The following is a 14,422-nucleotide window of genomic DNA, read 5'->3' as shown; positions in this document are numbered from 1 at the left end:
TCGACCCGCCTAATCCACATGCATACACCAGGCAATAATGCCCTTCTGTGCGTGGAGTCTATTTTCTGCTTCGTCCCAGACAACAGACAGAGGCCCGTCCAAAACCGCATCCGTCACTTCTTCGTTCCGGTGCGCAGGCAGGCAGTGCATGAACAGCGCATCGTCGGCAGCCGTATCCATCAAGGCTTCGTTGACCTGATACGGGGCCAGTAATTTGTTGCGGACGTCGGCGTCTTTATCGCCCATGGAGACCCAGGTATCCGTCGTCACCAGATGAGCACCGTCCACCGCAGCATTCACGCTTGTCCCGAGCGTGACGTTGCCACCTTCACTTTTTGCCCAGGTGAGCAGGTCTGCGCTTGGGCTCAATTCCTCAGGGCAAGCAAGACGCAGGGTAAAGCCGAATCTGACGGCTGCATGCACCCAAGATGTCACCATGTTATTGCCGTCACCGACCCACGCCACGGTTTTGCCCGCGATGGAGCCTCGGTGTTCTTCAAACGTCATGATGTCGGCCATAATCTGACAGGGGTGACTGTCGTCGGTCAGTGCATTGATCACGGGGACGGTCGCGTATTCTGCCAGGTCGGTCAGCTTTTGCGGATCATCCGTGCGAATGGTCATGATGTCACCATAACGTGACAGCACCCGCGCGGTGTCAGCAATAGTCTCACCCCGGCCGAGCTGAGAATCATTTTGGCTCAAGACAACGACGTTGCCGCCGAATTGCTGCATGCCGACTTGAAAGGACACTCGTGTTCGCGTTGAAGGTTTTTCGAAGATGCTGATCAGCGTTTTGTCGGCAAGCGGCTTCGCTGCACCGTTGCCGCTTTTAAACTTGGCAGCCGTGTCCAAAATGTGCCGGAGGGTCGCCCCGTCAAATTGATCAATATCTAGGAAATGGCGAAGCGTACTCATTCAAGCTCCTCGCAGGCCTTCTCAATCATGCCTGCTGCCTCTTCAATTTCTTTGTCACCGATGATCAACGGCGGGATCAACCGTGCAATATTATCGCCCGCTGGGACGGTAAGCATGCCAAGGTCGTGCAGCTTGCCGATCAAATCAGAATTAGGCACAACGCATTTCATGCCGATCAACAGGCCTGCGCCGCGAACGGATTCAATAATCTTCGGATGCTTCGCCGCGATTTCATTAACCCGGCCCATCAGTTTTTCTGTGGACTGATTCACGTTATCCAGGAATCCGTCTTCCAAAATGATATCCAACACGGCATTGCCAGCAGCTGTTGCCAACGGATTGCCGCCGAACGTGGAACCATGGCTTCCCGGTGTCAGAGCCGCCGCCTTTTCCGTCGCAAGACATGCACCAATCGGAAATCCGCCCCCAAGACCTTTGGCGAGCGACATGATGTCAGGCGTCACACCCGCCCATTCGTGAGCGAACAGCTTGCCAGTCCGACCGATACCTGTTTGCACTTCGTCGAAGAACAATAGCAGGCCGAATTCATCGGCAATTTCCCGAAGCGATTTGAGGTAGTTCTCTGGGGCTGGATAAATTCCACCCTCACCTTGCACGGGTTCCACCAAGATGGCGGCTGTTTCTTTCGTAACTGCAGCCCGCATTTCGTTCAGGTTACCAAAGCGAACGTGATCAAAGCCCTCGACAATTGGGCTAAAGCCCATCAAATGTTTCTCTTGCCCACCAGCGGAAATTGTCGCCATGGTCCGACCGTGGAAACTGTTTTCGCAGGAAATCACCCGGTACTTTTCCGGGTTTCCATTGTCGTCGTGATACTTCCGGACCATTTTTAAGCCGGCCTCAACCGCTTCCGCACCTGAGTTGGCAAAGAAGACTCTATCAGCGAACGAATTTTCCACCAGCCGTTGGGCGAGGCGATCTTGATTCGGAATGCTATAGAGGTTGGAACAGTGCCACAGGGTGGCTGCTTGGTCTTGTAGGGTCTTTACCAAGTGCGGGTGGCAATGGCCAAGGGAGGTGACCGCGATGCCTGATCCAAAGTCTAGAAAGCGTCGCCCGTCTGTCGCCACGATATAGGCGCCTTCGCCACTGGCGAAAGAAAGGTCATAGCGACCGTAGGTATTCATTACAGACGAGTTCATGGTGCTTTCCTTTAATAACAGGCTTTAAAAACTCAACGGGCCGGTTATTAACCGGCCCGTCTGGGAAAGCGGGGGATTATGTGCATCTGACCCTATACTGTCAATGCTAAGGCGTTATGACTTCAAGTTATATCCAGATTTAAACATCCAGTGGCACCACATCCAAAGTGCAATATTCACGCCTAAGGTCACGAAAATTCCGATGGTTAGGGAACCATCTGCATGGCCAATAAAACCGTAGCGGAATCCGTCGATCATATAAAAGAACGGATTAACGAAAGACGCGATTTGGATCGATTCCGGCAATCGCTCAATGGAATAAAACGTACCCGATAAGAACGACAGCGGGGTGACGATAAAGTTTGTCACCGATGCGATGTGGTCGAACTTTTCTGCCCAGATGCCGCCTATGATACCGATCAGCGACAGCATAACCGCAGCGCCTACAGCATGATAAATTATAAACCAGGGATTATGAATTTCTAAGGAAACGAACGGGATCATTGCCAATCCACAAAGCAGCCCGACCATGAGCCCCCGCGTCGCCCCCCCGATTGCAATTGAAAACGTCAGTTCATGCGCTGTTAACGGTGGCATTAATGTATCGATGATACAGCCGTTCATTTTGGCGATCATGAGAGACGAAGATGTATTCGCAAATGCGTTTTGAGCAATCGCCATGATGACCAACCCTGGGGCCAGGAATTCCATGAACGGTACACCGCCGACGATCTGCGTTGCCCGCCCCAGTGCCAAAGAGAAGATCGCCAGGAACAGCAGGGTCGTGCCGATGGGGGCAATCAGGGTCTGCATGTAGACCTTAAAAAAACGACGGACCTCGCGCATATAGAGAGTTAAAAGTCCGATCCAGTTGACGGCGCCGATGGTGTGCATATCATTATCCAGCTGTTGGGCATTAGACACGTACTATAGAGTGGTCGGCATGGACGAGACATCGGAAAAACCGCGCAAACAGCGGGCACCAAAAAAGATAACGGAGAAGTATCTGAAGAACTCCGCGCTTTATTACCTGCAGCGCTATGCCTCTTCGTCCGCCAATTTGAAATCAGTTCTCATGCGTCGGGTTCGGCGCTCGTCCAGCCATCACGGCACGTCGGTGGAGGAAGGGGCCGAATTGCTGGATGGTGTGGTGGCCCGGCTGGAAGAATTGGGTCTTTTAAACGACGCTGCGTTCGCCGAAGCGCAAGCGGCCAGCCTGCACCGGCGAGGGAATTCTCGTCGCGCCATTCGTATGAAGTTATTTCAAAAAGGCTTGGGCGAGGAAGATATCGATGCCGCCTTAAGAACACTTGAGGTTGATTTTGAAAATGTGGAATTTGCCGCGGCTGCTGTATTGGCTCGAAAGCGCAGACTGGGACCCTACCGTGACGAAGAGGCCCGCAAAGAATTTTATGAAAAAGATTTAGCTGCCTTGGCCCGTGCAGGTTTTAGCTACGACATCGCCAAACAGGTGGTGGAAACAGAAACTACCGATGAACTAGAAGACTATAACTGATTGGAAACTTCGATTTGGTTTTCATCCGGGTCATAAAAATAAACCGACATGATCGGCCCTTGTGAGCCACTGCGCTCAACCGGCCCCAAGTGTGGGCTCACCCCACAAGCCTTTAAGTGTTCCAGCACGTCGGCTATGGGTGTTTCCGTGATAAAACATAAATCTTCTGACCCCGGCAGCGCGTGTTTGACGTGCGGGTCGAGGATTTTATCCGTCGGGTGCAGGTTTATTTTTTGCTGGCCAAACTTTAGTGCTGTGCGGCCCGCGCCAAATTCCATCCGCTCCATGCCTAGAACTTTTACATAAAAGTCGCAGGTCCGATCGATATCAGGGACGGTTAAGACAAAATGATCCAGATGGCTGAGGGTGATGGACATAACGCTTTCTCCCTAATCACCATCGTCGTCAGTTGTCGTTTGTTCAACGATGGGGGTGGACTTGCCAGTTTTTGCCTGAGAACCTTTTGGCGAATTTGTGGCACGTGATTTTGTTACAGCTTCAAAGCGAGCCGCTGGGGCATTGCCTGATTTATCTTCTCCGAAGAACAATGTTGTGTGCGGGTAAGGAATCTCGATTCCAAGCTCATCGAATTTAATTTTCATGCGGCGGTTAAATTCGCGTCCTAAAGCCCATTGTTTGAGCGGCTGTGTCATCAGACGTGCCTTAATGACAACCGCAGAATCTCCAAACTGGTCCACACCGACGACTTCAAGCGGCTCTAAAATAAGCGGGCTCAATTCCGGGTCTTCTTGCATTTCCGCACCAATGCCCTGGAGGACTGCTGTAACCTCGTCGGTGTTTTCGCTATAACCCACACCAACCTCAAATACGGCGAATGAGTAATCCTTGGTTTTGTTGGTTACCGTTTCGACGGAACTAAAGGGGATGGTATGGACGTTGCCGGAAAAATCCCGAAGTTGGATTGATCGAATGGTTATTTTCTCGACCCGTCCCGTGTGACTGCCCAGGGCAACGACATCGCCAACCGCAATGGTGTTCTCGAACAAAATAAAGGCACCCGTAATAATATCTTTCACCAAAGTCTGGGCGCCAAAACCAATGGCCAGACCAATTACACCAGCACCGGCCAACAGAGGTGCGATGTTAACGCCGACTTCGGAGAGGACTGTCAGAATAACGGTGGTGACCAACAGCACGAGAATTACATTTCGAAGGAGGGGCAGGAGCGTTCGAACCCGCGCGCTTCGTTCCACTAATTCCCCATTACGGTCGGTCTCACCCAGATAGCGTTCGAAGGCGGAACTGAGCAATTCCCAGAATACCAGAGCTAGGACCAACGTGGTGAAAATGCTGATTGCCGCATTTGAAACGCTCTTCCCAGCAGGGGTTTTGAGTAATCCTAAGATATCGACACCCCACGTTTGCAACAAAAATAGCGTAACGGCGGCATAAAGAATCCACCGAAGAGTCGTGTGCAGCATCGGGACATACCGGTTGGCACGGGCCTCTAATGTGGGGAAACGTTCCTTGACCTCATCACTAACGGCGAAACCTTTTTCAACACCCTTGCGGATGCCGATGCCCGCATACCGGGCCGCGAATAGAATAACGCCAGTGATGATGGTTGCCTTAAGCAGGAACTGAAATCCACCCAGAACACCAAACGCCCAAACACCAAAAACCACAGCGACATACAGGCTCGCAAGCACGTGCCAAGACTTGGCGAGACGCGTGCGAAGGTTCCGAATTTGCGCGAGTTGCTCATCGTCTTTTGGTTTGCCGCGGATCAATTTGGCGACATCCGTTCGATTTTGATTGATGAGGACGATCACCATGCCGGCGATCAACAAACCCAAGAGTCGCAGGAGGCCGGTATGCCCTGCCGGTGGAAGGCCCAGCAACAAAGACGCCTCAGCAAAGAAGTAGCCATAGACCGTGGTGTAGACCAGCCGCCGCGCCCAGATGAACAGATAGTTGGCCGTCTCCCCGCCCAGTGGAAGCAATCGAAGAGTCTCATTGGAGGGCACCAGCACCATACGAACCAGGGCCATGATGACTCGTGCAATTGCATAGGCATTTATGATAATCAGCGCCACCACATTGACCTTCGGGTCAGGTTCGGTCAGCGGCAATGTTGCATAAGCCATCGCCGCAAATACGGCGATAGGAATAATATCAAGCAGCGTTCGGGCCCCAAGAGCGGGAATTCGCATCAGGTAGGATTTTATTTTCCAGGATGCTACTGCGCGGCGCGGTCGAGTTAGCAACCAGCGCGTGAGGTACTCACCGCCAATGCCGACACCTAGCGCGATCCCGACCTTTATCAAGAGACCAATCCAAAGGTCGCGTGCCTTTTCGCTGGTGATTTGGTCAATCAGCCAATTTTTTAGCTCCGGTAAGTCACTCAGGGCCTCGGCCATAGACAGCAACTGGCCAGTCATCTTTTCCACATGATTGGTCAACATGCCGATAAAGGCCGCACCGGGGCTGGATTTTTCGGCTGGTTTCTCGGTCCCCTTTTGAACCGCGATCAGGGCCTGAATTCTGGCCAATAATGCCTTGCGTTTGGCTTCGTCTTTTAGCGTTCCGGCAAGGTCTTCAAGATCTTTAACGGAAACGCCAGCCTCTTCCGCCGCTGAAGTTGCTGCTTTAGGTGTCGGTGCCAAGCTTGTGCCCGCAGCAGAAGCTGAACCCGCTAGAATCAAAGCGATAAATAGAACACCAAAGAACTGATAGAATTTTAAACGCATATGTTCTTGCCAAACCAATTCCAGCCAACTTAAAACTTGAGGGTGACATTACCCGCCTGAGGGTGTGGCTGTCACATATTTTGGCACTATTAGGAAATTTAGAAATCATGTCGACCATTCTGTATCACAATCCGCAGTGCAGTAAATCCCGCGCCACCATGGGTTTGCTGGATGAAAAAGGTGTAGAGACCGAAGTTATCGAGTATTTAAAAACGCCGCCAAACGCGGACGAACTTCGGAAGATTTTGGCAATGTTAGGCATGGAGGCCCATCAACTGGTTCGTGATGGAGACGCTAAAAAAATCGGCCTGGACTACAAGTCGATGGATGAAGACGTTTTGATCGATGAGATGGTTAAGAACCCCATATTAATTCAGCGCCCGCTCGTGGTTTCCAACGGCAAGGCTGGGTTGGGGCGTCCGCCAGAAGATATCTTGAAAATCCTCTAAAAGAATTTGGCAAAAAAATACCAGCCGAGCGACGGAACAACTCCACCACTCGGCTGGATTTATTTTAAATTTACGCTGCCTGTATTTTTTCCAGGAATGTATCAACTTCCGACCGTAAGTCATTAGACTTCTGCGCCATGTCGTTTGCTGATGACATGATCTTCCCGGCTGCTGAGCCGGTTTCATTAGCGGCCTCATTGACCCCAGTGATATTACTGGATACGTCCGATGTCCCAACTGCTGCTTGTTCCACGTTACGGGCAATTTCCTGGGTTGCAGCCCCCTGTTCTTCGACGGCTGCGGCAATGGTGGAAGCATATTCGTTCATATCATCAATGATCGAACTGACACCCTGAATTGCCCCGACTGCTTCTTGCGACGCCAACTGGATTTCGGAGATTTGTCCGCCAATTTCCTCAGTCGCCTTGGCTGTTTGATTGGCCAAGTTTTTAACTTCGGAAGCAACCACGGCAAATCCCTTGCCAGCATCGCCGGCTCTTGCCGCCTCAATGGTCGCGTTTAGGGCCAGCAAGTTCGTTTGATCAGCGATGTCTGTAATAAGAGCCACAACATCCCCAATCTTTTGTGCTGAGTCGGCCAATCCTTTGACCATCGTATCTGCCCGGCCTGCTTCCGACACGGCATTTGAGGCAATGGCCGTTGATTTTGTAACCTGACGGCTAATTTCTGCGATGGATGACGATAGTTCTTCTGCAGCCGTTGCCGCAGTTTGAACATTGGCAGAAGCCTGTTCAGCAGCGGCTGCAACGGTTGAGGACCTAGAATTGGTGCTTTCGGCTTGAGATGTCAAATTCCCTGCCTGATTTTGCATTTCCGCAGATGCTTCCGAAACGTTGATAACAATACCACCGACGGACGATTTAAAGCCGTTTGCAAGATCGTACATCATTTTCTGCTTTTCAACCTCTCTAACGCGGGCTCGTTCACCTGATTCTGTCTCCATCCGTTTGACGCGACTGGCGTTTTCTTTGAAGATTTGTACGGCGGATGCCATTTCCCCAATTTCATCTTTCTGACTAAGAGCCGGAACGACAGTCTCCAAATTGCCTTGAGCCAAATTGTTCATTGCCGAAGTCATAATGCTGATAGGTTTGGTAATCCGTCGTGCAAAGAACACGCCTAGGACTGCAATGATGATTGAAAAAATTGCGCCGGCAAAAAGCAATGATTTTCCCATGCTGGTGACAGGGGTTAAGACTTCTGACTCGTCAATTTCTGCCAGAATAGCAAAGGTAACATTTTCGAATACCATCGGGGTAAAAGCCGAAAATACGGGAATACCGCGATAGTCTGGGGTAACCTCGATGCCTGATTTATTGGCTAGGGCTTTCCGTACCGTCGCCGAATCTACTTTCGTTTTCAGGATCGTTGATTCTTTGGAAAACCGGGAATTACTCCGCATTAAGAAGTCGTCGCCGACGAGGTAGGTTTCTCCCGATTCCCCCATTCCGGCAGCTACCTGCATAATCGCGTTAATACGATCAACCGGCATCTGAATAACCAATGCTCCAATATTCTTTCCTGCGGCATCGACTATTGGCGTTGCGATGAAACTGGCTGGTGCATTTGCGCTTGGGGCATAAGGCCTGAAATCGAAAAATGTGACACCGTCTATTTTGGCCTTGGTTGTTTTACGAAAGACATTGCCGAGATCGCTGTCTTTCCATTGGCCAGTTTGCAAATTTGTTGCGTAATCGAGTTCCTTGAAAACCGAATATACAACATTGCCTTTGAGATCGACGAGGAAGACATCATAATATTCGCGCGCTTCAAGGAATTTCCGAAACCACGGATGAAACCGACCGTGGGTCTTGCTGTAGGATGACCCGTCGTTCGCCATCATCAGCTTATGTTTCTCACCCAACTTGTTGGGATTGTCCTTGATGTAAATTTTTTGCAGTTGAGTGACCGGATTGCCGGCTTTTTCAATCACTGCAAAATCTTGCTGAAAGGTCTTCATTGCCTTGATGACGGTTTCATTGGATGCCGTGATTAGTAGATCCTCTCTAATGCTCGATAAATATGAACTGAGCGCAGATTTACGGGATTCCATAAGCGCGGTAAGTTTTTCATTCGCAGCATTTATCAATAAATTGGATGTCGTCCGATAGGAGTTTGCGCCGGTAATTATCGCGGCAACAAGTGCTGCAGATATTATAATAAGCGGCAGCTTCACGGAAATTTTATGCGGTAGAATTACCATTAAATGTCTCCTTAGTAAGAGGTGGGTTTCATTCTAAAATTAATTGTCCAACATTAATATTTGTCGATTTACTAGATAGTTATTATTAATTACTTCGTAGCGAAGCCTCTAAACTTACTAAGGATTAAAACGAATCAATCAGTCAACGGTTAAAGAATGGGCAAATATATAGTTGCGAATGCCGTGCTTAAAATACAGGCAATCAACGCATGTGCGATGTTATTTATATTAAGGAAAATTAAATTAAAATGTTTATTATTAATATGTTAAGGACAAATTGTTGCATTGTTTCCGGCATTAGATGATAGTATTTCCAATATATATATTTTTGTTACATGACTGTTACAAAGACAAGTGCATGGCCTAGATGGATAAAGATACCGATATCGGCAAATTATCTTTTACTGCGAGCGAATCAGAGAAACTCTTCAATCAGGCAGTAACCCTGCACCAGCAGGGCAAGATGGTTGAGGCGGTGCGGGCCTATGCGCAAATTCTTTCGAAAGAACCGCGCCATCCCGATATTTATAACAATCTTGGTGTCGCCCTTCGGACTCTCGGAAAGCTGGAAGCCGCAGTGTCGTGTTATCGGCGAGCGCTTGCCTATGGCCCAGAAGCCGCCAATGTGTATTCAAATTTAGGGAACGCGCTTCGCGAATTGGCGCGGTTTGAAGAAGCAGAGGCTGCGCACAATCAATCGGTGGAACTCGACGCCACATCCCCGTCGGGTATTTATAATCGCGCATTAGTGGATCGTGATCTCTGCCGCGATGACATCGCCCTGCAAAAATACGATCAGGCCCTGGAAATCGACCCGGATTACGTAGATTGCCACTGGGACCGTTCGTTAATTCTGTTGCGGAATGGAAAATTAGAAGAAGGTTTCCCGGAATATGAATGGCGTTGGCGTCTATCACACAACCCGCCCCGAGGGTTCAAACAACCGCTTTGGGATGGGTCGGACCTGACCGGCAAAACAATTTTGCTACATCAGGAACAAGGCTTCGGCGATATGATTCAGTTCGCCCGCTATGTGCCTCTGGTCAAGGAAAAGGGTGGCACGGTTCTTATCGAATGCCAACCCGAACTGTTGCGCTTGTTTGCAACGTTGGAAGGTGTTGATCAGGTGGTTTCGTCTGAATCCCCGCTGCCGGATTTCGACGTCACCGCGCCGATCATCACTCTGGCGAAAATCTTTGAGACAACGTTGGAGACCATCCCCAATAACATTCCCTACGTCCGTGCCCCGGAGCAGCATAATTTTGTCCTGTCGCCGCATTCGGGGACTGTCTCAGTCGGCATATGCTGGGCCGGCAAGCCGACTCATAAAAATGATCGAAATCGGTCGTGCTCGTTTGCAGATTTCATGGATTTAACGGCGATCCCCGACACCACCTTCTTTAGTCTGCAAAAGGGCGATGCCATTAGCGAATACAACGAACGGGCCGGCGGAATTCTGATCGCCGACGTTGGCAGCAAAATGAATGATTTTGCCGACACGGCTGTGGTTTTAGAGCAATTAGACATATTGATCACCGTCGATACATCCATTGCACATTTGGCCGGGGCCATGGGCCGACCGGTTTGGGTTCTGGTGCCATTTGCACCAGATTGGAGATGGTTGCTAAATCGTAATGATTCGCCATGGTACCCCAGCATGCGGCTATTTCGACAGACCGACCCTGGTGACTGGGCGCCCGTATTCAGACAAGTTGGAGAAGCACTTCGGGAATTAACAAAAGAAAAATTCTAGAACCGATAGCCGTACCTAAATCCCACGGTCTCAAGTCCTTCATTCTTATCGCACAGCTTCGCATTCGAAATATGGGCCAAGTGAAGGGACAGGCCGTGGCCGGCAATTCGGTAACCAAATTCTAGTGCTTCGCGGAAAAGAAGGTGACACCCCAAGTCCTTGAAATCCGGGTCTTCTTGAACTTTGTTGCCGTCATGTCCGGCGGCACCCCAGGCAAATTCTGCAAAGAAGCCATCCCAGAAGCTCCAATCCCAGGTTATGCCAGCGTAAACTTGGCTTGTTCTTCCAATCGAATTTCGCGTGGCTCCGATATGCGGGCGCGGGCTCCAGATCACATCCAAAAAGCCTGGTGACGCAAATAAAATTTCGGCATTGATATCGTAGCCGTCTTCCTTGTTGTGGCTGAAGGGGCCTTGGTCATGCGCCAATCCACCCACTCTAAACTCCGAAATAAATCCCAGAAAAGGATCATCGGTGCTGTTACTAGAACTCGCCTCAGTCTTTTGATTAGCAAATGGGCGCTCCAAGCCTGTTGGATCAGCTTTCTTAGGGGTGCTCCGGTTTGCCCGACGCGGGGCTGTTGGCGGTGCGGCAGGGCGGCGATAAGCAGGTGGCACCGGAGTTGTTGCCGCTGGCTGAGCCTGGACTGGCTGAGCTTGAACTGGATACGGTGTGGGCGCCGGAACTCTGTTTCTTGGGTCCGTGGTGTCAAATGGGTGGCCTTGACCCAGGAACCCGCGCATGTCGTACATGCCGGTTGCCATGGCGTCACGCGTTCCCAAGCCCGCCAACAGAAAAACCGTGGCGACAATGACCAACGTAAAACTGAATTCCCGACGGATCATAACTCTCCGATACCCTCAGATGGTATTCGTCAATGATTATCCAAAGCCCCACCTTCGAATTGGGTCCTGTATTAAGACGGTAATGGAAACCGACCTCAAGATATTTTTAGCCCCAAGATATTTTAGTAAGATTGTTATTAACCCTTCCAGACCATAATATTCGATTAACGCCGAAATGAATGGCGGATGTTGAAATTACCGTTTATTTTTTGATTTACGCGGTTTGTATAACAAATTCTGAGGGCAACCATTGGACGTCGATAACACCACTGCTAATTCCGAAGCGAGTTCACCACCCGCAAAAAAACGGTCGCTGGCCGAAATGTTTTGGCGCTTGCTCGGTCTCAAAGGTGCGCCTGGTCGTGGGAGGCTTGATGTCCGCGTGGCGTTGCTGGCAGGCGAGGCCGGGCTTGAACACAGCAAGCGACTCGTTGATGCGATGGATAAACAAGGCGGCATTCGGGTCCGATTGTTGAAAAAGACACTCGAAGTAGATGCTCACATGGCATCCGAAGAACAAATTCAGCAGGCCACCGTCGTTGCCAGGAGCTGGCTCCAAGGTGTCAACGCGGATGTTTTAATTTGGGGTGAGGCCCCCTTACCAGGCACCACTTTAAACCTGCGGTTTATTTCAGCTGTTCCTGATCAGGATGATCGCCCTAGTAGCTTTGGTTTTACCCAGACGCTTCATCTTCCAATAGAAATTACGCCGGAATTATTATCTATCTTGCTGCTAACGACGGTCGCGGCGATGGAAATTAAGGATGGAGATAAAGCAGTACTCCTGCGCGAAACGTTAACCGGAGCGTTGGAGACGGCTGTGCCGGTTATCCAATCGCCGCCGGTAGATTTAACATCCAGAGAGCGGTCGGCTCTTGAGTTTTGTGTCGGCAAGGCAATCGCCAAAGTGGCGTTGCATCAGTCTTCTCCTGATCTCTATCAAACGGCAGCACGACATCTGACCGAAGCGCTGGCGGGGATTAATAAGGACGATGCCCCATTCGTCTGGGCGACGGCGCAGATGGACTTGGGCATGGTTCTGCAGGCCCTCATCGAACGCGGCGACACGGAAACCATGGATCAGACGGTCGATGCTTACCGGGCCGCGCTCACTCTTCTCACTAAATTTGAATATCCCAAGGAATGGGCCATTTCAAATCATCGGATGGGTCAAGTTCTCTATATGCTGGAGAGAGAATCCGGCGATACAGAAATGTTGAAACATGCGCTGACGTCGTACCAGTCGGCGCTGCAAGTATTTACCCGCGCCGAGAGTCCGGACGTCTGGGCGGAAATTATGAACGACTTTGCCCGTGCCGCGCAAATTTTGGGTGAGCACCTTCGTAATCAAGAACTCATCCAGAGCGCGATTGACGCGTGTCGGTCTGCTTTGGAAGTCCGAACCCGGGAGAAACATCCGTTATGGTGGGCGGCGACCAAGAATAATCTCGCCTCCGCTTTGTTTATGCTTGCCAAGCAAGGTCGGGGTACGGAAGAGCTAGAAGAAGCCGCAGAGGTATTTGCCGAAGTGAGAGATTTATACGAAGAACGCAACGCCACGAGGCAGGCAGAGATTTCTGAGAAGAACCTATCCCGGGTTGTAAAATTGCTCGAAAAACGCGGCAGCCGGGGCGTTCCTAAGATGAAATGGGAACAAGAGGCAGAACGAAAAGAAGAGGCCCGCGCCGGAATAGAGGCAAAAGAAGAAGACGACGACGCGGAGTCGAACTAATTAGCGGCGCCGTTTAGGATTTTCAGCAACATAAACCCGACAATTTGAAAGCCCATCATGAAAAAAGTGATAGGTATAACCGAATTCACTCATATTTTTTGGATCTTTTAAGTTCCAGCCTTTTTGAGCAATTCCGGTGATCCCCTGACCATTTTTTCCAGTGTAGCCGATAGACAGGCGGAAAGTGTGGGCCTGATTAAATCGTCCTCGGCGGCAGGCAAACGATAAATTCTTATTGAGAATCCCAACGTGCCATGTTGGTGATTTGGAAGATGCATACTCGGCCGCATCCACGGGTTGTACGCCAAAGGCAGCGAACACCATCATGCAGATCACACAAATTGAAAGACGATAACGCGGCAAATTCTTCACCTATTTTTTTGCTTCCATCACACCCCCGTTTTCTAAAACGAGCGCGCCTGAAAACCAATCAAAACCCATAAAACCGCTTCTGCGAATGGGCGTAGCAGGCATCTTAGCATTAAGTCTGGAAAAAATCCAATGTACGATCATATCTGTGTGGTAATGTCGAATTTATGGAGGCAGCGGCACATTCTAACCTGACCGGCATCGCCGTTGTGGCTTTGGCTGCGTTGTTGTGTGGATTAGGGCTGGAACGCCTGCGCCAGCCCGCCATTGTTGGCTATATTTTGGCGGGGGTCCTCTTAGGCCCCTCAGCGTTTGCCGTAGTTCATGATCGCGGCGATATTGACGTTCTGGCGGAACTCGGCGTGTTGATGCTGCTGTTTGTGATCGGCATGGAATTGTCGCTGCGGGCCTTTCGCCGGGTGTGGAAGCTCGCTGTCCTAACCACCTTAATTCAAATCGGTGTCAGTACATCTGTGATGGTCTTGGCCGCCAAGGTCGCAGGATTTTCTGTGGAGGTGTCAGTCGTTTTGGGATTCGTGGTGGCATTGTCGAGCACCGCTGTCGCGATCAAAGTTCTCGAAGATATTGGCGAACTCCGTACCCGTGCAGGCCGCATTACCGTGAGCGTACTCATCGCACAGGATTTGGCTGTGGTACCAATGATGCTTGGTCTTGGGGCGTTGGCGGAAGGAAGTTTTGACTGGTTGGTGTTGATTAAATTAGGCGGTTCGGTGGTCTTCCT

The 14,422-nt window shown here is 50.5% G+C and carries 13 protein-coding genes; 5 read left to right on the top strand and 8 right to left on the bottom strand.

Going from position 1 to position 14,422, the window contains the following annotated elements; genetic code table 11:
- Positions 1-9 precede the first annotated feature (9 nt).
- The 3 genes from argF to HOM51_05130 form a co-directional block, all read right to left on the bottom strand.
- On the bottom strand, positions 10-918 hold the full coding sequence (gene argF / locus HOM51_05140) for an ornithine carbamoyltransferase (protein ID MBT5033885.1): 909 nt from the start codon (positions 916-918) through the stop codon (positions 10-12).
- Positions 915-2,081: an aspartate aminotransferase family protein gene (locus HOM51_05135; protein MBT5033884.1), complete on the bottom strand. Its 1,167-nt coding sequence runs from the start codon at positions 2,079-2,081 to the stop codon at positions 915-917. Before HOM51_05135 ends, argF begins: the two co-directional genes overlap by 4 nt.
- 114 nt (positions 2,082-2,195) lie before the next feature.
- Positions 2,196-2,975, bottom strand: a complete 780-nt coding sequence (locus HOM51_05130; GenBank protein ID MBT5033883.1) for an ABC transporter permease — start codon at positions 2,973-2,975, stop codon at positions 2,196-2,198.
- 49 nt (positions 2,976-3,024) lie between these two features.
- On the opposite strand from HOM51_05130, the gene HOM51_05125 reads away from it, so the two are divergent.
- On the top strand, positions 3,025-3,597 hold the full coding sequence (locus HOM51_05125; GenBank protein ID MBT5033882.1) for a regulatory protein RecX: 573 nt from the start codon (positions 3,025-3,027) through the stop codon (positions 3,595-3,597).
- Here the strand turns inward: HOM51_05125 and HOM51_05120 are convergent.
- Both HOM51_05120 and HOM51_05115 read right to left on the bottom strand, forming a co-directional pair.
- Positions 3,588-3,968, bottom strand: coding sequence for a VOC family protein (locus tag HOM51_05120; GenBank protein ID MBT5033881.1), 381 nt, complete (start codon positions 3,966-3,968; stop codon positions 3,588-3,590). The two genes, HOM51_05125 and HOM51_05120, sit on opposite strands and share 10 nt — an antisense overlap.
- Positions 3,969-3,986: 18 nt before the next feature.
- Positions 3,987-6,308, bottom strand: a complete 2,322-nt coding sequence (locus HOM51_05115) for a mechanosensitive ion channel (protein ID MBT5033880.1) — start codon at positions 6,306-6,308, stop codon at positions 3,987-3,989.
- Positions 6,309-6,415: 107 nt separating this feature from the next.
- Here HOM51_05115 and arsC point away from each other — a divergent pair, with 107 nt between their 5' ends.
- The gene (gene arsC / locus HOM51_05110) at positions 6,416-6,757 is read left to right on the top strand and encodes an arsenate reductase (glutaredoxin) (GenBank protein MBT5033879.1); all 342 of its coding nucleotides are present in this window, start codon (positions 6,416-6,418) and stop codon (positions 6,755-6,757) included.
- Positions 6,758-6,827: 70 nt separating this feature from the next.
- Here the strand turns inward: arsC and HOM51_05105 are convergent, their stop codons facing one another.
- Positions 6,828-8,981: a HAMP domain-containing protein gene (locus HOM51_05105; GenBank protein MBT5033878.1), complete on the bottom strand. Its 2,154-nt coding sequence runs from the start codon at positions 8,979-8,981 to the stop codon at positions 6,828-6,830.
- Between the two features lie 367 nt (positions 8,982-9,348).
- Between HOM51_05105 and HOM51_05100 the strand changes: the two genes are divergently transcribed.
- Positions 9,349-10,734, top strand: coding sequence for a glycosyltransferase family protein (locus HOM51_05100; GenBank protein ID MBT5033877.1), 1,386 nt, complete (start codon positions 9,349-9,351; stop codon positions 10,732-10,734).
- On the opposite strand, the gene HOM51_05095 is transcribed toward HOM51_05100, so the two are convergent.
- The gene (locus HOM51_05095; GenBank protein MBT5033876.1) at positions 10,731-11,579 is read right to left on the bottom strand and encodes a hypothetical protein; all 849 of its coding nucleotides are present in this window, start codon (positions 11,577-11,579) and stop codon (positions 10,731-10,733) included. The genes HOM51_05100 and HOM51_05095 overlap by 4 nt on opposite strands.
- 250 nt (positions 11,580-11,829) lie before the next feature.
- Between HOM51_05095 and HOM51_05090 the strand changes: the two genes are divergently transcribed.
- Positions 11,830-13,311 (top strand): hypothetical protein, encoded by a 1,482-nt coding sequence (locus tag HOM51_05090; GenBank protein MBT5033875.1) that lies wholly within the window; start codon positions 11,830-11,832, stop codon positions 13,309-13,311.
- On the opposite strand, the gene HOM51_05085 is transcribed toward HOM51_05090, so the two are convergent.
- Positions 13,312-13,683, bottom strand: coding sequence for a hypothetical protein (locus HOM51_05085; GenBank protein MBT5033874.1), 372 nt, complete (start codon positions 13,681-13,683; stop codon positions 13,312-13,314). It lies immediately after the preceding gene.
- A 164-nt stretch (positions 13,684-13,847) separates the two neighbouring features.
- Here HOM51_05085 and HOM51_05080 point away from each other — a divergent pair.
- Positions 13,848-14,422 (top strand): cation/H(+) antiporter (locus tag HOM51_05080; GenBank protein MBT5033873.1); only part of this gene is annotated, 575 nt, incomplete at its 3' end.

The organism is Rhodospirillaceae bacterium, assembly GCA_018660465.1.
Lineage (GTDB): Bacteria > Pseudomonadota > Alphaproteobacteria > Rhodospirillales > JABJKH01 > JABJKH01.
Note: the sequence above shows the minus strand (reverse complement) of the source record. Positions and strands in the feature narration are given on the sequence as shown.

Bases quoted from the DNA above. Each gene is read 5' to 3' on its own strand.
- HOM51_05105 (MBT5033878.1), bottom strand. From the start codon at position 8,981: ATGGTAATTCTACCGCATAAAATTTCCGTGAAGCTGCCGCTTATTATA.
- HOM51_05135 (MBT5033884.1), bottom strand. From the start codon at position 2,081: ATGAACTCGTCTGTAATGAATACCTACGGTCGCTATGACCTTTCTTTC.
- argF (MBT5033885.1), bottom strand. From the start codon at position 918: ATGAGTACGCTTCGCCATTTCCTAGATATTGATCAATTTGACGGGGCG.
- HOM51_05130 (MBT5033883.1), bottom strand. From the start codon at position 2,975: ATGCACACCATCGGCGCCGTCAACTGGATCGGACTTTTAACTCTCTAT.
- HOM51_05100 (MBT5033877.1), top strand. From the start codon at position 9,349: ATGGATAAAGATACCGATATCGGCAAATTATCTTTTACTGCGAGCGAA.
- HOM51_05125 (MBT5033882.1), top strand. From the start codon at position 3,025: ATGGACGAGACATCGGAAAAACCGCGCAAACAGCGGGCACCAAAAAAG.
- arsC (MBT5033879.1), top strand. From the start codon at position 6,416: ATGTCGACCATTCTGTATCACAATCCGCAGTGCAGTAAATCCCGCGCC.
- HOM51_05115 (MBT5033880.1), bottom strand. From the start codon at position 6,308: ATGCGTTTAAAATTCTATCAGTTCTTTGGTGTTCTATTTATCGCTTTG.
- HOM51_05095 (MBT5033876.1), bottom strand. From the start codon at position 11,579: ATGATCCGTCGGGAATTCAGTTTTACGTTGGTCATTGTCGCCACGGTT.